Genomic DNA, 20,650 nt, shown 5'->3' on the forward strand with positions numbered 1-20,650 from the left:
ATCGCATCGGTATAAATCGGATGTCTATCCGAAAGCCCACCTTTCACAACGCCAGCACCGCGCTGCCGACGACCTTCACGTCGCCCTCGTCACTACAGGCCCGCAGGCGCACCAGCACCGACCGATCCGTCCGTTTCTCCACCACCTCGCCGCTGCAAATGATCCGCTCGCCCGGACGGGTCATGCCAGTGAAACGCACTTCGAAGCTGCGGATGCGTTCCGCCGGTACCCAAGCGGAAAGCAGCCGGCCGCCCCATGCCATGACCAGCATGCCGTGCGCGAACACGTCCTGCTCACCGGCAGCGCGGGCGGCACTAATGTCAATATGAATGGGATTGTGGTCGCCAGAAGCGCCGGCATAAAGCGCCATCGTCACGCGGCTGAGGGGCGGTAGCGCCAACTCCGGCAGGCTCTGGCCGACAGCAAGTGCGTCGAAGTCCGGCAGTGGGAGCACTTCAGCCATGGCGCTGGATGATCAGGGCATGCAGGTCGGCCACTGGCGCGCCAGACTCATCTGTCACTCGCGTGCTCTTGACTAGAAATTCCATCAGACCGCCCTTCTTTTCAAAGACGTCGTCGATGCGCGACTCGAACGTCAGCACGTCGCCGCAGAAGCAGGGCCGGTGGTAGGCAAAGCGCTGTTCGCCATGCAGAAGCTTCGGCAGTTCCAGCCCGACGCTGGCGAACCAGTCGCAGGGGTCAGGCCGCTCCATCTCTAGGCAAAATAGAAAGGTCGGCGGCAATGGCAGCCGCTCGCCTGCTTCCCAGTAAGAGTAGGTCTCGCCGATCGCCTTAGCGAACAGCCGTAGCCGCCCCGGCTCCGCCGCCGCGCGATGGCGGCAGACGATGCGTCCGATCTGCTTTCTGTCGATCATCGCTTCTCCGTCACGTGCTAGGCTATCCGGACCGAACCACCTTTAAGCGGTGGGCAGGCGATAGTCGCGAAACTGCTCGCGCAGCTTGGTCTTAAGCAGCTTGCCGGTGGCGGTATGCGGTAGCGCATCGACGAACACCACATCGTCGGGTATCCACCACTTGGCCACCCGCTCGCCGACGTAGCTCAGTAATTCCTCTCGCGTGACCTGCTTGCCAGGACGCTTGACCGCCAGCAGCAGCGGCCGTTCCTGCCACTTCGGATGGGAAGCCGCAATGATGGCCGCTTCCTGAATGGCTGGATGGCCAATGGCGATGTTCTCCAGGTCGATCGAGGAAATCCACTCGCCGCCCGATTTGATCACATCCTTGGCGCGGTCTACCAATTGTAAGTAGCCGTCCGAATCAATGGTAGCGATGTCGCCGGTGGGGAACCAACCGTCTTCGTCCAACACTTGAGCATCATGCCTGAAGTACCCGCTGGCGACCCACGGCCCGCGCACATGCAGATGGCCGTATGCCACGCCATCGTGCGGCAGTTCCTCGCCGCCGTCACTGACGATCTTCAGGCCCACGCCCCAGACCGCCCTGCCTGCCTTCATCTTGATGCCGATCCGCTCCTCCTTGGAAAGCGCAGCATGCTTGGGCAGAAGACGGCCGATGACACCGATCGGGCTGGTCTCGGTCATTCCCCACCCCTGCACGAAGTCGGCGCCAAAGCTGTTTTCGAAGCGCTCGATCATGACGCGTGGCGTAGCTGCGCCGCCGACGCCGACTCCGTGCAGCCCAACAGTCTTCATGTCAATCTCGGGATGCTCATCAAGATATTGGAATAGCATCAGCCAAACAGTCGGCACAGCCTGTGAGAAGGTCACGCCTTCGTCGCGCATGAGTTCGTACATGCTCTTGCCGTCAAGGTGCGGACCCGGCATCACCACTTTGGCACCGACCATGCTGAGAGCATACGGCATGCCCCAAGCGTTGGCGTGAAACATCGGCACTGCCAACAGGGCGCACATCGAGGAACACGCGCCGAAGGTATCCAGCGCACACTCCATCAGCGAATGCAGCACCGTCGAGCGGTGCGAGTACAGCACGCCCTTCGGGTTGCCGGTGGTGCCGGAGGTATAGCACAGGCTCGACGCTGTTCGCTCCTCGAATTTCGGCCAGGCGTAGTCTTGGCTCTGCTCGGCAAGCAGGTCCTCGTAGCAGCGCAGGTTAGGCACGTCGATGGCGGGCATGTGGGCGCGATCCGTCATGGCGATGAAGCTGCGCACCGTCGTCAGCTTCGGTGCCAGCTTTTCCACCAGCGCGGCGAAGGTGATATCGAAGAAGAGTACCTTGTCCTCGGCATGGTTAACGATGTATTCGATCTGCTCCGGGAACAGGCGCGGGTTGACGGTATGTAGAACAGCTCCCGAACCGGAGACGCCGAAATACAGTTCCAGGTGGCGGTGGGTGTTCCAGGCCAAGGTGCCGACCCGGTCGGAGAAGCCGATGTCGAGCGCTTTCATGGCATTGGCCACGCGCTTTGAACGACGGTGGATCTCGGCATAATTGCTGCGGTGGATCGGGCCTTCCACAGTGCGCGACACGATCTCACGATCCGGGTGGTACGTGGCGGCATGCTCGATCAGCGACGAGATTAGTAGCGGGCGGTCTTGCATTAGTCCTAACACGGCGTCTTCCTCTCTTGAATGGGTGGTTATCCTGATTAGCAGCGGGCATGTGAGCGCTCCAGGTGCTGCCGCTGCACACTTCTACATTTTTATAGGGACTTGATCTTAGCCCTCGCTGGCTTGCCGAGCGAATCGAACTCTTTTTCGCTCAAGCGTACCGCCTGCACGGTGTTGACCGGCAGACGGATCCTAGTCGTGATCCAAGCATGATGCGCATGTAAAGCCATAATCGATTCGGATCGCAGGCAAAGGCCATCGGGAGCGACAGATTTCAGGCGGATCGGCGCTGCCGAAGCTTACGCAGCAGTCCAGCGACGCCGCCTGGCATTACGAATACGAATAGAATCAAAACCAGACCGTAAACCGCCCACGGCGCGGCCTTGGACACCTTCTCTGCGGCGCTGGGCACGAACATGATGAACACCGCGCCGTAGATGGCACCAGAAATGGTGCCGATACCACCGACCACGATGCCAACCAAAAGCGAAATCGACAGAAACATGGTGAAGGAGTCAGGCGCCACGAACTGCACCGCGATCGCTGAAAGCGCGCCGCCGATGCCGGTGTACATAGCGGAAACGCCAAACACCGAGGCCTTGTAGTGGCGGTTGTTGACGCCCATGGTTTCGGCGGCGATCGGATTGTCACGAATAGCGACAATGGCACGGCCTACTCCGCTGCCCAGCAGATTGTGCGCGAGCCAAAACATCACCAGCGCCACTGCCAGCGAGAACAGATAGAGCCACTGGTCCTGGCTCAGTGGCAGGCCGAGCGGCGCGTCCGGCTTCATCAAGACGATGCCTTGTACGCCCCCGGTCCACGACTCCAGGTGCTTGTATTTGAGCAACTGCGGTGTAGCCACCGCCAGCGCGAAGGTGGCCAGCGCGAGATACAGGCCCTCAAGCTTCAGAGCAGGCAGCCCAAACACGTAACCGGCAACCAGGCACACCACGCCGGCCGCTAGAACCGTCGCCCAGTATGGCATCCCAGCTTGCTCCATGAGGATTGCACTGGTATAGGCGCCAATGGCGTAAAAGGCGCCGTGCCCGAGCGAAATTTGACCGTTGTATCCGGTCACAATGTTGAGACCAAGCAGCGCTACCGCGTAGGACAGCACCATGGTGGCTTGGAAGATCACGTAGCCCTTGGCCAGGAACGGGAAGGCGGCGGCGACGACCAGAAGCAAGCCGACCAACACGGCCCGCGGCAGAAGGCGCCTTCGGGTGCTTGCAGCGCTGGCGAGGTCAGTGCTGGCGGAAACGGTAGGTAATGAATTCATGCTCGGTCGCTCATCGGTGGAGTTGGTGAAAGGCAGTTACACCTTAGTGACGATGGTTCGTCCGAGAAGCCCAGACGGGCGCACGCTCAGCACCAGCACAATCAACACCAGCGCCACCGAAAGTTTGAGCTCGGTACCGACAACGTAAGTGCCGATGAGATTTTCTAGCACACCGACGATGAAGCCGCCCAGCACAGCGCCGGCTGGGTTATCGATGCCGCCGATCAGCGCCCCAGCAAAAGCATAGATCAGCACACCACTCATCATGTGCGGATCAAGAAACACCACGGGTGCCACCATCATGCCGCCGATTGCGCCAACCGCCCCAGCCAAGCCCCATCCGAGCATGAGCATGCGGCTTACGTTGATGCCGACCAGGCGGGAGGACACCGGGTTCTCGGCGGCGGCGCGCATGGCTAGACCGAGCGGCGTGAAACGGAAGAACAGGAACAGCAGTGCCATCACTGATAGCGTGACGGCAATCGCCCCTATCTCGTGCGGCGACATGTAAGTGCTGCCATACCAGGCGTCGCTCGGGAAGGGGCTCGGGAACTGCTTGATGGTATAGCCGAACAGCCAGCCGGCCAAGCTGTGGAAGATCACCAGCAGGCCGATGAACACTACCACCACCGACAGCACCGGCGCGTTGCGTACCGGCCGGATCACCGCGATCTCGACCAGCGCGCCAAGAGCGAAGGAAAGCGCCACCGTGGCGACGAACGCCCACCAATAGGGCAATCCGGCTTGGATCAGCACCCAGGCCAGGTAGGTGGAAAACATCGCCATCTCACCCTGGGCGAAGTTTACATGGCGGGTGGACTGGTAAATCATCACCAGCGCCAGAGCCACACTGGCGTAGATGCCGCCGGTGGCCAGGCCCGCTAGTAGCTGGTGCAGTAAGGCTTCCATTTGGGTTCTCCTCTTGCTCTATTCGCCGAGATAGACGCGGCGCACCGCGTCGTTGTCGCGCACGTCCTGCGGGGTGCCACTCAGTACAATGCGTCCGGTTTCCAGCAGATAGACGGCGTCAGCCACCTCCAGCGCCAGCGTGGCGTTCTGCTCCACCAGCAAGATCGAAACTTTTTCTTCCTGGTTGATGCGTTTCATGATTTCGAAGATGTCGCGCACGATCAGGGGCGCCAAGCCGAAGGAAGGTTCATCGAGCAGCAGCAAGCGCGGACGCGACATCAGCGCTCGGCCAATGGCCAGCATCTGCTGCTCGCCACCGGAAAGCGTGCCCGCCTGTTGCTGGCGCCGCTCCCTCAACCGCGGGAAATAGGAATACACCCGCTCAAAGTCGTCCGCTACGGCGGCCTTGTCGCGCCGTAGGTAGGCACCAAGCTTGAGATTTTCCTCGGTGCTCAGGGCATGGAAGGTCCCTCGCCCATCGGGCACATGAGCCACGCCGAGGCGAACGATGTCTTCAGTAGCGCGGCCGTCGGTGCGCTTGCCGCCAAGCTGGATCGACCCGCGTGTAGAAACCATCATCTGGCACAGTGCCCGCAGGGTAGTGGTCTTGCCGGCGCCGTTAGCGCCGAGCAGCGTAGTTATCGAGCCTTCGCGAAGGTTCATGCTGATGCCGTGCAATACGCCGGTGGTGCCGTAGGCGGCATGCAACTCCTTGATTTCAAGCAGGTTGGGCATGGTCTCCCCCGAGATAAGCCTGAATTACTTCTGGATGGGACCGCACCTCGCCCGGTGTGCCTTCAGCAATCTTGCGGCCGAAATTGAGCACGACCACCTTGTCGGCAATGCCCATCACCAAGCTCATGTGATGCTCCACCAGCAACACGGTAATGCCGAAGCGATCGCGAATGGCGCAGATTAGTTCGCCGAGCGAGTGCAGTTCTTCATGATTGAGGCCACACGCTGGTTCGTCCAGCAGGAGCAGCTTAGGCTCGGCGGCTAGCGCACGGCCGAGTTCGACGCGCTTCTGTGTGCCGAACGGCAGGTCGGCGACGACGCGGTCCGCTACCGGTTCCAAATCGAGGAAGGTAATTAGCTCGTCGGTGCGCCGCGCCGATTCGCTTTCAATGCGCTCAGCGCCGGGAAGGCGGAACATGGCGCGAAAGAATCCGGCGTGATGGCGGCTGTGGCAACCCATGAGCACATTGTCGCGCACCGTCATGCTGCGAAACAGCGCTAGATTCTGGAACGTGCGGCCGATGCCGATGCCAGCCATGCGGTAACGCGGCAGTTTGGCCAGCGCTTCGCCGTTGAAGGCAATGCCACCGCTGCCACAGGGATAAATGCGTGAAAGGCAATTAAAAAGAGTACTCTTGCCCGCGCCATTTGGCCCTATCAGGGCGCATATCTGCCCTGGCTGGACCGTGAAGGACACGCCGTCGAGAGCGACGATACCGCCGAAGCGGACCGATATGCCGTCAATGGCGAGCAGGGGGGTGTCTCCGTCGTTATTATGGTGTGTTGCCATGATGCCGCGTCCTTAATGGATTTGGGCGTGGGCCGCTACCGAGCGCCGCTCGGTGCTCCCGTGATGCAAGTCCGCGCCCTGGCTACCTGCCACTTTTCCTTTTTCTGAAATGCGAGGATGGGAGTGAGCAGGTTGTACCCGCTATGCTGTCGAATCGACCGCACTACTCCCACACTACCCTCTCCCTTGTAGAGAGAGGGAACCAGTAGCTAAGTTTTGTCTTACCCTGGAAGCGCTTCCAGTACTGCAGGCGCGAGACGGTACCGCGCTACACACTTCTACAGGCGTTCAATGATGGTGACGTTAGCCATGCCGCCGCCCTCGCACATGGTCTGCAGTCCATAGCGCTTGCCGCGCTTCTTCAGCGCATGCACCAGCGTCGTCATCAGCTTGGTGCCGGAAGCGCCAAGCGGGTGGCCGAGCGCAATCGCGCCGCCGTTGACGTTCAGCCGCGCCGGGTCGGCGCCGGTCACCTGCAGCCAGGCCATCGGCACCGGCGCGAAGGCTTCGTTGACCTCAAACAGGTCGATGTCGTCGATGTTCATGCCAGCCCTGCTGAGCGCCTGCATCGTTGCCGGGATCGGTGCCTCAAGCATGATCACCGGGTCATCGCCGATCATGGTCATATGGTGGATGCGCGCCAGCGGCTGCACGCCCAGCGTCTTCAAGGCCTTCTCACTCACTACCATGACACCGGTGGCGCCGTCGCAAATCTGGCTGGCATTGGCGGCGGTGATCACGCCGCCTTCCTGCAGCAGCTTGACGCCGGCGATGCCGTCCTTGGTGACGTCGAAGCGGATGCCCTCGTCGGCGCTGTGCAGCTCGCCAGTGCCGGCGCCGTCGGCGTTGCGCACTTCCACCGGCAGGATCTCCTCCTTGAACAAGCCTTCGCGGGTGGCGACGATAGCGCGCTGGTGGGTGTCATACGCATACTGGTCGAGCGCATCCTTGGTCAGGCCGTACTTCTTGGCGATCATCTCCGCACCCATGAACTGGCTGAAGTCGCCCACGCCGGCATAGCGCTTCCTGATGTTCGGACTCATGTAGTAGCCCAGGCCGTTCTTCTGCGGCAGCGCGCTCGGGGTGAACATCGGCACCCGGGTCATGCTCTCGACGCCAGCGGCAATGACCACGTCCATACTGCCGGACATCACCGCCTGGGCGGCGAAATGCAGTGCCTGCTGCGACGAACCGCACTGGCGATCCACCGAGGTGCCCGGCACCGACTCCGGCAGCTTCGAGGCCAGTACCGCATTGCGCGCCACGTTGGTGGACTGCTCGCCGACTTGGCTCACGCAGCCCATGATCACGTCTTCGACCAGCGCCGGGTCGATGCCAGTGCGGTCCAACAGCTCATCCAGCACCTTGGCTGCCAGATCCACCGGATGCCAACCGGAAAGCTTGCCGCCTCGCTTGCCGCCGGCGGTCCGTACTGCGGCGATGATGTAGGCTTCTGCCATGTCTTTTCCTCGAAAGTAATTGATTGAGATTGCTCGGCACGCGATCGCCATTGCCGCATTATTCGCCGAACGGCGGCAGGTCGGGTCGTCCGAAACGACGATTTAGAGGACGCCTCTTTCTTTCAGCTCATTGATGCGTAGCCGGCTGAAGCCCCAGTCGGCCAAAACTGCCTCGCTATGCTCGCCGGCGCGAGCCGGCGGCATTGGTTCATCCGGTACGCTGTCTGAGAAACGCGGCGCGGGTGCCGGTTGCATTACCCCGTCGATCTCGATGAAGGTGCCGCGTGCTTGGTTGTGGGGATGGCGCGGCGCCTCATCCCAGTCCAGCACGGGAGCGAAACAGATGTCGGTGCCTTCCATCAGTGAGCACCACTCATCGCGGGTACGGGTCTTGAAGACATCGGCCAAGCGGTTCCTGAGCATCGGCCAGCTTCGCTGGTCCAATTGCTCGCGGAAAGCCGGATCGTCGAGGCCGCAGTGTTTCAGCAGCAGCGCATAGAACTGCGGCTCAATCGAGCCGATGGCGACATGCTTACCGTCAGCGCAAGCGTAGGTGCCATAGAAGTGCGCTCCGCCATCAATCAGGTTCTCGCCGCGCTGGTTGCTCCAGGAACCGGCGGCCTTCATGCCATACATCATCGCCGACAGCAGCGCTGCACCATCGGTCATGGCGGTGTCCACTACCTCGCCCTTGCCGCCGCCACGCACCTTCAGCAGTGCGCACAGCACGCCGACGGCCAGCAGCATGGCGCCTCCGCCGAAGTCGCCGATGTAATTAAGCGGCACCGTCGGCGGCTCGTCGGGGCGGCCGATCGCATGCAGCGCGCCGGAGATCGCAATGTAGTTGATGTCGTGCCCGGCTGCCTGCGCCAAGGGGCCATGCTGGCCCCAGCCGGTCATGCGCCCGTACACCAGGCGCGGATTGCGCGCCTGGCAGGCGTCGGGCCCAAGGCCTAAGCGTTCCATCACTCCCGGGCGGAAGCCCTCAATCAGAGCGTCGGCTTGCTCTACTAAGTCAAGCACCGCTTCGGCCGCGCCCGGCTTCTTCAGGTCAAGCGCCAGCGAGCGCCGCCCGCGCGCCAAGATTTCGAAACGGGCTTCATCCTGCCCGCTGAAGCCCTTGCGAGGCCGGTCGATGCGAATCACTTCTGCGCCCATGTCGGCGAGCAACATCGCGCAGAAAGGCGCGGGGCCAAGCCCGACCATCTCAATCACTTTCAATCCGGATAACGGACCTGCCATGGCATCCTCCTTTTTTGCCTCAATGTTCAATTAGCTGCGAAAGTCCAACTTACGCAAGCTGCGGTGCGCCGGGCTGCAGCTGCTGCGTCCGCACGGCGTCCGGAATTTCAACCGGCCGGCCACTGCGCGGTCGACAAATACCATTACATTCTCTGCCACCGCAATGCACTCGTTGCCACTATAGACACCAACGCGCGACACCATAATAGCGAGTGCAAAAGACAGTGACGGCGGCACATGGTGCAATACGCGAATGCCGACATGGGCAACCAGCAAGCCGAGCGCACCGCACTCCGAGTCTTCGCCGGAGCGAGCCATGACGTCATCAAGCGTGCTCACCCGCGCCTGCTCCACGTAGCGCGCCAGCGCAGGCTCAGACAGGAGGCCATCGGCATCGAGGTCGCCGTAGCGGGAGCTAAGTGACAGGCTCCACGGATACTCCGCCTGAACAGAGGTCGCACCGTTGGGCTTAATTGAGTCTTCCAACTGGCGAGCGAAGGACTCTAGCCGCGTACGAACCTGTTCCGGCAGCAGCACTGCATGGCCGTCTTTCCAGGCCGCCATGCGGCACTCCTGCAAGCCAACGCAACGCTCCTCTTGGAACAGCACGCTGGCTAAGGTATAGCCATGCACGTCTATACCAGTCAGGCTGACCCCGCAGCGTAACGGCATAGGGAAATGACTGACTTTTAGGGAATCAGTGGCAAAGGATACCGGCCGTACCGCAGCGGTCATCGCGAGCAAATCGTTGCGACCGAATAGTTCCACATGGAGCAACATGCGTCCCTTGCCGTGTAATCCCTGCAGCGCCACGTTATTCATATGCCGCTCCAAGTCCATGTCGAAGTAGCGGGTTGAAAGATTGGCGCCGAAGCGGTAATAGCCCGGGTTCTGCCGCCATGCATTGCCTTTCATCGGCTTCCTTACGTTTGATGTTGCCATGGTAGGGATGCAACCTCGTGCCGGCATCGTCGGAACGGACGATTGATCAGCTGCGCAGGCAGCCCTATGCTGCAGCCATCCTCGAATTCTTATAGTGCACCCCTCGTCAAGGAGAAAACATGGACGTCTATGAAGCGATCCGCTCGCGTCGCTCGGTGCGTGGCTTTCTCAACACACCGGTTCCGGTGGGCGTGATGCCGCGGATTCTTGCGGCAGCCGCGCGTGCGCCGAGCGGCGGCAACCTGCAGCCTTGGCACATTAAAGTAATATCCGGCGCGGCGATGCAGCGCCTCAAGGCGATCATGCAGCATCGCGTGGAGGATGCGCCGCAGGGTGAGGCTATTGAGTACGATATTTATCCCAAGGAGCTGGTGGCACCCTACCGCGACCGCCGGTTTCAGATCGGCGAAGACCTGTATGCGCAGCTCGCCATCCCGCGCGAGGACAAGGCAGCGCGCCGGAAGTGGTTCGCCCGAAATTACCAGTTCTTCGGCGCGCCGGTCGGCCTGTTCTGCACCGTCGACCGCCGCATGGGGCCGCCGCAATGGTCCGACCTCGGCATGTTCCTGCAAAACGTGATGCTGCTTCTGCGCGCAGAAGGCTTAGATAGCTGCCCGCAGGAGTGCTGGGCCACCTACCCACAGACGATTGCAGAGTTCCTAGGCACTCCGGCGGAGCAGATGCTATTCACCGGCATGGCGATCGGCTATGCCGACCCCGAAGCGCCGGCGAATCGGGTAGTGGCAAAGCGGGCTGAGCTAGGAGAGTTTGCGCAGTTCATCGAGCAATGAAAGCAGGGATCGTAATGGGCACTCGGCGCATACAGGAGGTAACACAACTCGGCTGATGCCTTTTTGTCACTTCTGTAAGGAACCCGCCTTGTGGAATTTCCCTGAAGTTCGGTTTCCGCTAAAAGCGGTCGCTGCCCTAGGGGATCTAATGTCTGCTTATTGAAGGGTTCGTAGAAGGTCCCTCAATTGGGAACCAATGCGCGGGATTGCGTCTATTACAAGATAGTCTTTCCCTAATACTTTCGCTAAAACGAACGGGAATGATGTTGCAAATATAGCATTGACGAAGTACTGACCAGTCCATGTTTCACCCATCGCTTTATTAACGAGTCTTCAAGAACTCGCCCATTGGCGCCTACCTTTTGGTGCCTACAGCGGAAGTCACCATTCTGGATGTTAATGATTCCTTCCTGCGCCGCGTCTCGCTGACACGAGAAGACATGGTCGGAAAGGGGTTGTTCGAGGTGTTTCCGGATAACCCGGCTGACGCGGAAGACACTGGGATTGAGGCTTTGCGCCAGTCGATTGCGAAAGCGGTGTCTACCGGGGAAGTCCAGCATCTGGCAGCTCAGCGTTTCCCTATCAAGAAAACAATGCCGAATGGCAAAGTCATTTTCGAGGAACGTTTCTGGAACGCTTCCAACACTCCAGTTTTCTCCCCGGATGGGGAATTATTGTGCATCCACCACACGACAATTGAAGTTACGAATGAAGTCAGGGCAGTTGCCGCGCTCCAGAAAAGTGAGAAGCGGCTTACCTTGGCTTTGAAAGCGGCCGGAACGGCCGTGTGGGATATGGACACCGCTACGCAGGAGATCATTCCAGCCAGCGACTTGGTCTTTTCGATGTTGGGATACGAACCTGGAGAGATCATAACCTCCTCTGAATGGATTTCTCTCATTCACGAGGAAGACCTCCCGGGCGTACGGGAAATGATTGACGATGTGATTGCAGGCCGGCGAGAGAGTTACTGGCGTGAGCTGCGTCTGCGCGCGAAGGATGGTAGCTGGCGCTGGATTCTTTCTCAGGCCACGAGCGTTGAGCGTGACGCGCACGGCAGGGCAACCCGCCTGGTAGGCATGCATACCGATTTCAACGAGCGCAAGCTGGCTGAACAACGTGTACGCGAGGCCGCGCTGCACGACCCGCTGACCGGCCTGCCGAATCGGGCACTGCTATTCGAATATGGTAGCCATCTCATCGCGGCAGCCAGTCGGAATCATAGCCGCGGTGCGCTTATGTTTATCGATCTCGACCGATTCAAGCCAATCAACGATATCTATGGACACGAGATCGGCGACCGCGTCTTGCAGGAGGTCGGAAGGCGGCTCATCGGTTGCACACGACAGGAGGACGTGGTGGGACGGATAGGAGGTGATGAATTCGTCATCGTCCTTCCGCACGTTGACGCAGGCCGCTATCCAGCCGCAATCGTCGCCCAACACGTTATAGAAAACATCAGTCAGCCCTTTCTAATCAGCAACCTAGAGTTGTCGCTTTCGCCGTCGATCGGCATCAGTTATTACCCAGAGCACGCAACCGACATGAGCTCTCTGATTCATACTGGCATACGCAGCATCGTTCATATGCTAACTTCATCGTCAATTTGATGAGCGGCATCGTCGCTTACTGCTTACTGCCTCCTGCCAAATAAGCCGCGGCTCCCTGTCAGGTCATCTATTCCGGCCTGCCGATAGTCCCTTATCCCGAGCTGACGTTAACTATAGGGAAATTCCTGTATCGGATATCTGCTTTGGCCGCGGCAAAACTGAAGGCCGGCCAGGTTTGCAAATCTCCACTACGCCTCCACTCAGGCACTGGCTAGCACCTAAGACTCCGCGGTTCGCAAGCGGTGTTCGGCGAAATGGCGCTACGTCCAATCCGCCGCTTCTACTGCTCTCTTTGCAAAAATCCCCGCCTGCCCGCCTACCTGCTCGGCATCTGCTGCCGCTGCACTGCCGTCCCGAGCGCGTGCGGCGATGCCTTCCAGGATAACCGCGAAGCGAAACAGCGAGAACGCCAGATGGAAGCCGGTTATGCCGTCCTCTCTTCCGCTCGCGCGGCGGTAATCGTCTAGGTGTTCCTTCATCGACGGAATTCCTTGCGCTTCGAGGTCGGTGCCGCGCAGTCCGCCGAATTCGTCGGGATGCGTCAGCCATGCCATGCAGTTGTAGGCCACGTCCGCGAGCGGATGGCCGAGCGTGGACAATTCCCAGTCCAGCACCGCGATAACGCGTGGCTCGGTCGGATGGAACATGAGGTTACCGAAGCGAAAATCGCCATGCGCAATGGCAGTATCGTCGTTTGCGGGAATATGCCGTGGCAGCCAGCGGATCAGATGCTCGATGTCGGCATTCTCGGCCGTCTTCGACATGTGCCATTGCTTGGTCCAGCGTCCGATCTGGCGCTCAAAATAGTTGCCTGGCTTGCCATAGCCGTCCAGCCCGGCCGCTCGCCAGTCCACGCCATGCAGCGCCGCCAACGTCTCGGCCATCGAGCGGTACATGGCGCGACGCTCGACCTGCGGCGCTTCCGCCAGCGCATAGGCGGGGAAGATGCGGCCGTGCAGCCGCTCCATCAGATAGAACGGCGTCCCGATTACACCGGCGTCTCCGCAATACAGCACCGTGGCCGGCACCGGCACCCCACTGCCGGCCAATGCGTTGAGGACCCGGTATTCGCGGTCCACCGCGTGTGCCGACGGCAGCAGGTTGCCGCCAGCCGGCTTCTTGCGCAGCACCAGCTCGCGGTTGTCGAAGCTAGCGAAGAAGGTCGGGTTTGACTGGCCGCCGCCGATACGCTCCAGCCGCATCCCGCCCTTGAGCCCAGGAACCTGCCGCTGCAGCCAGCCCTGCAGCCGGGCGGGATCGAAGTCGGCTGCGACCGGGTGCATGACCGCCGCCATCATTTTTCCTTGCCTTCCGGTCCCGGACGCGCAAACACCGGCTCGCGCTTCTCGAAAAACGCGCGTACCCCCTCCTGGAAGCTGGGCAGGTCGATCAACTCCTTCTGGCGTTGCCGTTCGTAGTCAAGTTGCTGCGGCAGGTCTTGTCCCAGCGCGGCATGCAATGCTGCGCGCGCCTCGAGTGCCGCATGCGCCGGCAGCTGTGACAGCCGCGCGGCTATGCCCCGCGCTTCCTTCATCAGCGCCTCGTCCTCGACGCAGGACCAGATCAGCCCCCATTCCTGCGCAGTCTGCGCCGGCAGCCGGTCGCCGAGCAGCATCAGGCCGAGTGCCCGCGCGCGGCCGAGGTGATGCGGCAGGAACCAGGTGGCGCCCATGTCGGGCACGATTCCCAGCCGCGGCAGAAAGGGCGTGAGGAAAAAGGCGCTGCGCGCCGCCACCACCACGTCGGCCGCCAACGCGATACTGATGCCGGCGCCGGCCGCTGCGCCGTTCACCGCCGCCACCACCGGCACCGACAGGTTGCGGATCGCTAAGATAATCGGATTGGATAGCTCCTCCATCGATTGCGAGACCCGGTTGCCGAGGCTGTCGCTGCCGCTGGTATCCCCGATGCGACCGAGGTCGGCGCCCGAGCAGAAAGACTTGCCGGCGCCGGTGATAATTAGCGCGCGCGCCTTCCGCTCCTGTTCCACCCGCTTTAGCCCCGCTAGCACTTCCTGCTGCAACGTTTCGGTCAAACCGTTGCGGCTGGCCGGCTGGTTTAGGGTGAGGATCGCGACGTGGTCGCAGATAGCCAGTTCTATGGTTGCATACGTCATTAATGAATCTCCTTGAAACCTGGATGGTTCAGCCGGGGCGATCAGCGCGGTGACATGCGGATGGCACCATCCAGGCGGACGCTCTCGCCGTTGAAGTATTCATTCAAGATCATGAACTCGGCCAGTGCCGCGTATTCGTCCGGCTCACCTAGTCGCTTGGGGAACGGTACAGAATCCGCCAGCGCCTGCTTGACGTTGTCCGGCAAGCCGTGCAACAGCGTAGTGTTGAAAATGCCGGGCATGATGGTATTGACGCGAATTCCGTCGTTCATTAGGTCGCGGGCGATCGGTAGCGTCATGCCGACCAGGCCGGCCTTCGAAGCCGAGTAGGCGGCCTGGCCGATTTGACCGTCCTCGGCCGCTACTGAGGCGGTATTGACGATGACGCCGCGCTCCCCGTTGGACAGCGGCCCAAGCGAGAGCATGCCGGCAGCTGACTTGGCGAGGCAGCGGAAGTTGCCGACCAGGTTAATTTGAATGATCTTGTCGAAGGCGTGACTTGGATAGTGCTTGATCTCGCCGGTGGCCTTGTCGCGGCTGGCGGTCTTGATCGCATTGCCGGTTCCGGCGCAGTTGACCAAGATGCGTTCCTGGCCGATGGTGGCGCGAGCTTTAGCGAAACCGGCGTCAACATCGGCTTCGGAAGTGACGTCCACCTTGCAGAACACGCCGCCGAGTTCGGCGGCGAGCGCCTCCCCCTTTTCTATATTGAGGTCGAACAGCGCTACCTGCACACCGTGGGAAGCGAGGCGACGCGCGGTTGCTTCGCCTAGGCCGGAAGCGCCACCAGTGATGACGGCCGAGATCGTCTTGTCGAGTTTCATGCGAAATTCCTTGAATAAATTTTTTCAGGGCGCGCCGTAATATCTGCTGCCATTGGAAGCCATCGTCCGCATGCGGGTGGTGGCTTGATAGTGTTTGCCGAGATGCGCATAGTGGTCGCAGCGTCGCACTACTGCCTCCAAGCCAAGCCAGTCGGCATACTTCAATGCGCCGCCGAGATATTTCGGAAAGCCGATGCCGAGCAGCAGTGCCATGTCAAGTTCTGCCGGCGTCGCCACCACTTCTTCTTCCAATGCATGCGCGGCTTCCACCATCAACGGCAGCATCATGCGCTCGACAATCTCGGTGTGGCTGAGTTCACACCGCCCGTGCGGCTGGATCGTTGCTAGCAGTGCGGCGGTATCCTCGGCTACATGCTTTCTTGGCTTGCCGGCAGGGTCCAGCTCGTAGCGGTAGAAACCGATGCCGTTCTTCTGACCATAGCGCTCATGCTCCACCATTAGCCTCAGGGCATCGCGCGCCAGCGGCGGCATGCGCTCTGGGTAACCAGCCGAAATCACGTCGCTGACGTGGCTACCGGTGTCCATGCCGACTACGTCTTCCAGGTAAGCCGGACCCATCGGCCAACCAAATTCTTCCATAACGTGGTCGATCAGTAGGTAGTCGACACCTTCAGCCACCAGTTCCATGAAAGCGCGCACATAGGCAGTCAAGATGCGGTTAACCAAGAACCCTGGGCAATCCTTAACCACAATCGGCGTCTTGCCCATGGCCACCGCGTACCCGACGGCGGTAGAGACCACCTCTTCGCTAGTTGCGCTGCCCTTGATCACCTCGACCAAGGACATCACCGGCACCGGATTGAAGAAATGCATGCCAACGAAATTCTGTGGGCGGCGCAGCGCCTGTGCCATGTCGTCGATGCGTAGGCTTGAGGTGTTGGAAGCGATGACTGCGTCCTTGTTTGTCACCTCTTCCACTTCGGCCAGCACGCGGCGCTTGATGCTAATGTTCTCGACGATGGCTTCAATCACCACGTCCACCTCATTAAACCCGGCAAAGTCAAGCTGCGGCGTGATCGATGCCATGACTGCGTTAGCTTTGTCCTGGGTAAGCCTGCCAGCTTTCACCTGGCGTGCCAGCTGCTTCAGTGCTTCCTTGCTGCCGAGCTCGAGCTGGGTGGGCTGGATGTCTTTCATGCGCACCGGCACGCCGCGCAGCGCGCTGGTATAAGAAATACCGCCGCCCATGATGCCGGCACCCAGCACCGCCGCCTGCTTCACTGGGCGAGCCTGCTTCGCGTGGGCGCGAAACAGCTTCTTCAATGCCTGGTCGTTGTGGAACAACTGGACGAGAGAATCGGCGGCCTGGCTCTTGGCGACCGCGCCAAAGGCTTCGCATTCAAGCCGGCGCGCGCCAGCCCGGTCGAGTAGCACCGCATGCGCCATCATGTCTACTGCGACCGTCGCAGCTGGCTGGTGCTTCGGAGCGGTGGCGGCGATCTTCTCTCGCGACGCCTGGAAGACGGCGGCGACTTCCGCTGCCGGCAGCGGCACCGGTTCCAACTTGCGTCGGCGCTGGGCCTGCCAGTCGATCTGGCCGTCGGCTGCGCGGCGCAGCAGGCCCAGCGAGACTTCACGCAGTTTTTCCGGCGCGCAGATCTCGTCCACTACGCCTGCGCGCAGTGCCGCTTCCGCCTTGCTCGGTTTGCCACTCGAAACCCAGTCGATCGCGGTCTGCACGCTCGCCACGCGCGGCAGGCGCACCGTGCCGCCGGCTCCAGGAAACAAGCCGAGGTTGACTTCCGGTACGCCGACTTGGGCGGTGTTCGACATCACCCGGTACACTGCCGACAGCGCGATCTCCAGCCCACCCCCTAGGGCATAGCCGTTGATGGCGGCCACGGTCGGAATTGGCAGATCCTCGAAGGCAGTGATCGGCTGGTTGCTCCAGTTGTTCTCTGCCTTCAATTTTTCCGGTGGCGCCTTGAACAGTTCATGAAACTCAGTGATGTCAGCACCGACGATGAACACATCCTTGGCACTGCTCATAAGCACGCCACGCAGTTCGGGCATGGCGGCGATGGCGCGGGTGGCTTCGCCAAGCTCACGCGACATCAGGCGGTCCATCTTATTTATGGACGCACCTTGGCGATTGAAGCAGAGCTCCACGAAGCCCTCCGCGAGGGCAGTGACGGTGATGGTCTGACCTAGGTACACGCGATTTCCCCTTTTTTACGATAGGGCGAGTCTACGTGCGACGACAGCAGGCAGCATCGTCGGAACCGACGAATGCGCGGTGGTGGTCGACGTGATCCGTCTGAGCACATGCAATGCCGCGTTCACAACGCCAACATCTCAGCTAGAATCGCAAGCGAAATGACAGCCGCTGCCCGTCCCGGTTCACCACCATGATCGAATCCGCCAGCCTTTACCGCCCCTTCCTTTCAACGAAGCTTAATCCGCCCACCACCACGCCAGCCCAAGTGCCGCGTGACGGCATCTGGGATAAGGTCCGCTCGGCGCAGTCGATGAAGCTGATTCTGGTGCGCGCACCGGCCGGCTTTGGCAAGACGACTGCGATGGTGCAGTTCCGGGCGCACCTGGAAGAAAACCATATCGAGACGGCCTGGATGACGCTAGACGGCGGCGATAACGATGCTTCCCGTTTCCTCGCATGTTTATCTGGCGCAGTTTCGGTGCTGACCGGTGACCGCGACGAGCCCGAGGAGGCAAACCTGCTGGCGACTGGCCAACCGCTGGCTGACATGGCGCTCAGCATCATCGACCGCCTGGCCAAGCACAGTGCGCCGTTCGCGCTGTTCCTGGACGACTTCGAAACGCTTCAGGAGCCGACCGTGCTGCGTCTAGTGCGTGAACTGCTCGACAACCTGCCGCGGCGCGGCCAGCTGATCATCGGCTCGCGCGGGCTGCCCGACCTCGGGCTGGGCCGCCTGCGTGCGCGAGGCCATCTATTGGAGATCGATGCGACCCAACTGCGCTTCACGCTTCAGGAAACCACCGAGTTCGTCACCCGCCGCCGCCGAATCGCGCTGCCAGAAGAAGAGCTCTCGCTATTGCATAGAAAGACCGAAGGCTGGGTCGCGGCGCTGTGGCTTGCCTCGATGGCGCTGGAGGGCCGCGACGGAAAATCGGAATTTATCGCCCGATTTTCAGGCTCAAATGAAGCGGTGGCCGACTACCTTGCCGAGGACGTGCTTGCCAGCCAGCCACCGGCGGTGCGCGACTTCCTGCTGCGCACCAGCATCCTGCGCCACTTGAACGCATCACTATGCAATGCCCTTCTGCCCGGCGCCGACAGCGGCGCGGTGCTGCGCCAGTTGGAAGAATCTAACCTATTCCTCACACCGATAGAGGGCGAGGAACGCAGCTATCGCTACCACAGCCTGTTCGCGGGCTTCCTGCGTGCCCAGCTCGAACGTGAACTACCTAGGCAGGCGGCGCAGTTACATCGCGCCGCCTCACACTGGTATGAGTCCTGTAGCCGGCCGGTGCCGGCGATCGACCATGCAATCGAAGGCGGCAACTACGAACATGCGGTAAGGTTGCTCGAACTGCATGCGGAAAGCCTGCTCGAAGGTGGCCGCATGCGCCTGCTAGCGCGCTGGTTCTCAGCCCTGCCCGATGCCGCCATCCGCCGCTCGCCTTTGCTGCAGGTAATTCATGTCTGGGCGGTATGCCTGACGCGAGGCCCTTGGGAGGCAATGGCGGTTCTGGAGGACTCCGGCTGCTTGCAATCCGACGATCCACGCGTACTGGCGCATGTGCTGGCGCTGCGGCCGATGAGTCTGGCGATGATGGACCGCAAGGAAGATGCCCATGCGCTCGGCCGCGAGGCGCTGGCGCGCCTGCCGCTTGGCAATGCCTTTGCCGACAATACCCTGGCCAACGAAATGGCCTACATATTCGCGGTGATGGGGGACTACCAAGCTTCGCACAAGCTGCTCGACTCGGCGCGGCGCGGACAGGGCTTGACTGCCAGCGCCTTCCATAAGATGTATTCGGAATCGGTGGAAGGCATCATCGACCTCGAAGAAGCCCAACTGCGGCAGGCTACCGCTCGTTTCCGGATCGCGGTCAGCTCCACCCATTCGGTATCCTACCGCCATACCGGTGGCAACGCCTGGGCCGGTGTGCTGTACGCCGCCACGCTGTACGAAGCCAACGACCTTGGCCAAGCCGAGCACCTGCTGCAGGTGTACGTGCCACTGGCCAAGGACGTCGGCCTGCCCGACCACATGATCATCGGCTACACTTTGCTATCGCGCGTAGCGTTTCATCGCGGCGACATCGACCAGTCGTTTCAATGGCTGACCGAGATGGAGTACATCGGCCACCGGCGCCAGCTGCCGCGCGTGGTGAGCAGCGCCAAGCTGGAACGCGCGCGCATCCTCGCCCTGCAAGGCAACATCGGAGGCGCCCAAGAGGAGTTTGCACGCGCCAATACGTTTGAGGTGTGGGAACGGGTGCAGCGGCTGCGGCTGCCTGCCCACGACATCGACAACGCTGAGCTGGGAGCGATCCGGCTGCACGTATTCACCGGCAATGGAAAGGCGGCGCTACAGATGGCAGAACCAGCGCTGGCAGCTGCAATCGCGTCGAAGCGCCTTCGCCGCGCGTTAAAGTTGCGGGTGCTGCGTGCCCTGGCAGAGCACCAGTCGGGCGATCTGCGCACTGCGGTAGCTAGCATGACCGACATGCTGAAGGCAACGTGCAGCGAAGGCTTTATCCGCCTGATCGTCGACGAAGGCGAACGGGCCGGGCAGCTGGTGCGCGAGGTGGAGGAAGCCTGCCGCGCGCAGGGAGGAAGATCCGATCCTATCTTTAGTGTCTATCTACAGAAGCTGCTGGAAGCGTTCGGACCGGTGCCGGCAGCCGAGCTAGACATGCCGGCTGGCGATGCGGCCAACGTGCTGGTGGAACAGCTCACGGCTAAGGAGATTCGTATACTGTCACTACTGGCGGAAGGATATTCGAATAGTGCACTAGCGGAAAAGCTGTTCGTGTCTGACAGTACCGTGCGTACGCATCTTAGGAATATCAACGGCAAGCTCAATGCGCATAACCGCACGCAGGCGGTGGCGGTGGCGCGCAAGCTTGGGGTGATACGTTAGTCGTCGGCGTGACGGGGGCTGCCATTGACAACTTCTTTCGTCACCGCATTGCAAAGGGTAGGTCGCTGCACTTTAAACGCGCAAGGCACTAAAATTGTTAAATCGCAGCAGGCAATAGTGATTTAATTGGTTATCCGCTTCGTTTGACTCCGCATATCGACAGCTTGAGCAAACCAGCCTCGCCGCCCTGCAGCCGCTTGCTTTACGCCAGCGGCGCGGCTCCGGCTAAGACCAAGCTCACTTCGGAAAGATCATCCTTTCATAAATTCCGTGACCGCCGGGATCTACCTAGTGATCGTTCCGATTT

17 protein-coding genes are annotated in these 20,650 nt (G+C 61.0%); 3 read left to right on the forward strand and 14 right to left on the reverse strand.

The features are described from left to right. Window positions 1–43: 43 nt before the first annotated feature. The 10 genes from JJB74_RS29200 to JJB74_RS29245 all read right to left on the reverse strand — a co-directional run bounded on the left by JJB74_RS29200 (window position 44) and on the right by JJB74_RS29245 (window position 9,882). Window positions 44–463, reverse strand: coding sequence for a MaoC/PaaZ C-terminal domain-containing protein (locus JJB74_RS29200; protein ID WP_200598076.1), 420 nt, complete (start codon window positions 461–463; stop codon window positions 44–46). Next, the gene (locus JJB74_RS29205; RefSeq protein ID WP_200598077.1) at window positions 456–875 is read right to left on the reverse strand and encodes a MaoC family dehydratase N-terminal domain-containing protein; all 420 of its coding nucleotides are present in this window, start codon (window positions 873–875) and stop codon (window positions 456–458) included. The genes JJB74_RS29200 and JJB74_RS29205 overlap by 8 nt, the downstream gene beginning before the upstream one ends. 42 nt (window positions 876–917) lie before the next feature. Next, window positions 918–2,552 carry a 3-(methylthio)propionyl-CoA ligase gene (locus JJB74_RS29210; RefSeq protein ID WP_200598078.1) on the reverse strand — a complete coding sequence of 545 codons (1,635 nt, stop codon included), beginning with the start codon at window positions 2,550–2,552 and terminating at the stop codon, window positions 918–920. Window positions 2,553–2,823: 271 nt separating this feature from the next. Next, a complete protein-coding gene (locus JJB74_RS29215) occupies window positions 2,824–3,831 on the reverse strand; it encodes a branched-chain amino acid ABC transporter permease (RefSeq protein ID WP_200598079.1) in 1,008 nt (335 codons plus the stop codon). Window positions 3,832–3,867: 36 nt separating this feature from the next. Then, on the reverse strand, window positions 3,868–4,740 hold the full coding sequence (locus tag JJB74_RS29220; RefSeq protein ID WP_200598080.1) for a branched-chain amino acid ABC transporter permease: 873 nt from the start codon (window positions 4,738–4,740) through the stop codon (window positions 3,868–3,870). An 18-nt stretch (window positions 4,741–4,758) separates the two neighbouring features. Next, window positions 4,759–5,475, reverse strand: coding sequence for an ABC transporter ATP-binding protein (locus JJB74_RS29225; protein WP_200598081.1), 717 nt, complete (start codon window positions 5,473–5,475; stop codon window positions 4,759–4,761). Further along, a complete protein-coding gene (locus JJB74_RS29230; protein ID WP_200598082.1) occupies window positions 5,459–6,265 on the reverse strand; it encodes an ABC transporter ATP-binding protein in 807 nt (268 codons plus the stop codon). The genes JJB74_RS29225 and JJB74_RS29230 overlap by 17 nt, the downstream gene beginning before the upstream one ends. A 278-nt stretch (window positions 6,266–6,543) precedes the next feature. Beyond that, window positions 6,544–7,725: an acetyl-CoA C-acetyltransferase gene (locus tag JJB74_RS29235; protein ID WP_200598083.1), complete on the reverse strand. Its 1,182-nt coding sequence runs from the start codon at window positions 7,723–7,725 to the stop codon at window positions 6,544–6,546. 102 nt (window positions 7,726–7,827) lie between these two features. Beyond that, complete coding sequence (locus JJB74_RS29240; RefSeq protein ID WP_200598084.1) at window positions 7,828–8,967, reverse strand: CaiB/BaiF CoA transferase family protein; 1,140 nt, start codon at window positions 8,965–8,967, stop codon at window positions 7,828–7,830. A gap of 30 nt (window positions 8,968–8,997) precedes the next feature. Beyond that, on the reverse strand, window positions 8,998–9,882 hold the full coding sequence (locus tag JJB74_RS29245) for a hotdog family protein (RefSeq protein WP_200598085.1): 885 nt from the start codon (window positions 9,880–9,882) through the stop codon (window positions 8,998–9,000). Window positions 9,883–10,028: 146 nt separating this feature from the next. On the opposite strand from JJB74_RS29245, the gene JJB74_RS29250 reads away from it, so the two are divergent. Both JJB74_RS29250 and JJB74_RS34045 read left to right on the forward strand, forming a co-directional pair. Beyond that, a complete protein-coding gene (locus JJB74_RS29250; RefSeq protein ID WP_200598086.1) occupies window positions 10,029–10,700 on the forward strand; it encodes a nitroreductase in 672 nt (223 codons plus the stop codon). A 365-nt stretch (window positions 10,701–11,065) separates the two neighbouring features. Beyond that, window positions 11,066–12,310, forward strand: coding sequence for a diguanylate cyclase domain-containing protein (locus JJB74_RS34045; protein ID WP_200598087.1), 1,245 nt, complete (start codon window positions 11,066–11,068; stop codon window positions 12,308–12,310). A gap of 260 nt (window positions 12,311–12,570) precedes the next feature. Here the strand turns inward: JJB74_RS34045 and JJB74_RS29260 are convergent, their stop codons facing one another. From JJB74_RS29260 to fadB, 4 genes are read right to left on the reverse strand one after another with little or no spacing between them, the layout of a single operon-like run. Continuing rightward, window positions 12,571–13,593 (reverse strand): phosphotransferase family protein, encoded by a 1,023-nt coding sequence (locus JJB74_RS29260; RefSeq protein WP_200598088.1) that lies wholly within the window; start codon window positions 13,591–13,593, stop codon window positions 12,571–12,573. Window positions 13,594–13,604: 11 nt separating this feature from the next. After that, entirely contained in the window at window positions 13,605–14,426 is an 822-nt protein-coding gene (locus JJB74_RS29265) for an enoyl-CoA hydratase-related protein (RefSeq protein ID WP_200598089.1), read from the reverse strand. Between the two features lie 41 nt (window positions 14,427–14,467). Then, complete coding sequence (locus JJB74_RS29270; RefSeq protein WP_200598090.1) at window positions 14,468–15,250, reverse strand: SDR family NAD(P)-dependent oxidoreductase; 783 nt, start codon at window positions 15,248–15,250, stop codon at window positions 14,468–14,470. Between the two features lie 24 nt (window positions 15,251–15,274). After that, complete coding sequence (gene fadB / locus JJB74_RS29275; RefSeq protein WP_200598091.1) at window positions 15,275–17,428, reverse strand: fatty acid oxidation complex subunit alpha FadB; 2,154 nt, start codon at window positions 17,426–17,428, stop codon at window positions 15,275–15,277. Window positions 17,429–17,619: 191 nt separating this feature from the next. Here fadB and JJB74_RS29280 point away from each other — a divergent pair, with 191 nt between their 5' ends. Next, complete coding sequence (locus JJB74_RS29280; protein WP_200598092.1) at window positions 17,620–20,343, forward strand: LuxR C-terminal-related transcriptional regulator; 2,724 nt, start codon at window positions 17,620–17,622, stop codon at window positions 20,341–20,343. The last annotated feature ends 307 nt before the right edge of the window (window positions 20,344–20,650 follow it).

It is taken from the genome of Noviherbaspirillum pedocola, assembly GCF_016632335.1.
GTDB lineage: Bacteria > Pseudomonadota > Gammaproteobacteria > Burkholderiales > Burkholderiaceae_D > Noviherbaspirillum_A > Noviherbaspirillum_A pedocola.

What these genes read in the sequence shown, in the direction of transcription:
- JJB74_RS29235 (WP_200598083.1), bottom strand. Translation starts at nt 7,725, where the DNA reads ATGGCAGAAGCCTACATCATCGCCGCAGTACGGACCGCCGGCGGCAAG.
- JJB74_RS29260 (WP_200598088.1), bottom strand. Translation starts at nt 13,593, where the DNA reads ATGCACCCGGTCGCAGCCGACTTCGATCCCGCCCGGCTGCAGGGCTGG.
- JJB74_RS29250 (WP_200598086.1), top strand. Translation starts at nt 10,029, where the DNA reads ATGGACGTCTATGAAGCGATCCGCTCGCGTCGCTCGGTGCGTGGCTTT.
- JJB74_RS29265 (WP_200598089.1), bottom strand. Translation starts at nt 14,426, where the DNA reads ATGACGTATGCAACCATAGAACTGGCTATCTGCGACCACGTCGCGATC.
- JJB74_RS29225 (WP_200598081.1), bottom strand. Translation starts at nt 5,475, where the DNA reads ATGCCCAACCTGCTTGAAATCAAGGAGTTGCATGCCGCCTACGGCACC.
- JJB74_RS29215 (WP_200598079.1), bottom strand. Translation starts at nt 3,831, where the DNA reads ATGAATTCATTACCTACCGTTTCCGCCAGCACTGACCTCGCCAGCGCT.
- JJB74_RS29220 (WP_200598080.1), bottom strand. Translation starts at nt 4,740, where the DNA reads ATGGAAGCCTTACTGCACCAGCTACTAGCGGGCCTGGCCACCGGCGGC.
- JJB74_RS29280 (WP_200598092.1), top strand. Translation starts at nt 17,620, where the DNA reads ATGATCGAATCCGCCAGCCTTTACCGCCCCTTCCTTTCAACGAAGCTT.
- JJB74_RS29230 (WP_200598082.1), bottom strand. Translation starts at nt 6,265, where the DNA reads ATGGCAACACACCATAATAACGACGGAGACACCCCCCTGCTCGCCATT.
- JJB74_RS29270 (WP_200598090.1), bottom strand. Translation starts at nt 15,250, where the DNA reads ATGAAACTCGACAAGACGATCTCGGCCGTCATCACTGGTGGCGCTTCC.
- JJB74_RS29245 (WP_200598085.1), bottom strand. Translation starts at nt 9,882, where the DNA reads ATGAAAGGCAATGCATGGCGGCAGAACCCGGGCTATTACCGCTTCGGC.
- JJB74_RS29240 (WP_200598084.1), bottom strand. Translation starts at nt 8,967, where the DNA reads ATGGCAGGTCCGTTATCCGGATTGAAAGTGATTGAGATGGTCGGGCTT.
- JJB74_RS29200 (WP_200598076.1), bottom strand. Translation starts at nt 463, where the DNA reads ATGGCTGAAGTGCTCCCACTGCCGGACTTCGACGCACTTGCTGTCGGC.
- JJB74_RS29205 (WP_200598077.1), bottom strand. Translation starts at nt 875, where the DNA reads ATGATCGACAGAAAGCAGATCGGACGCATCGTCTGCCGCCATCGCGCG.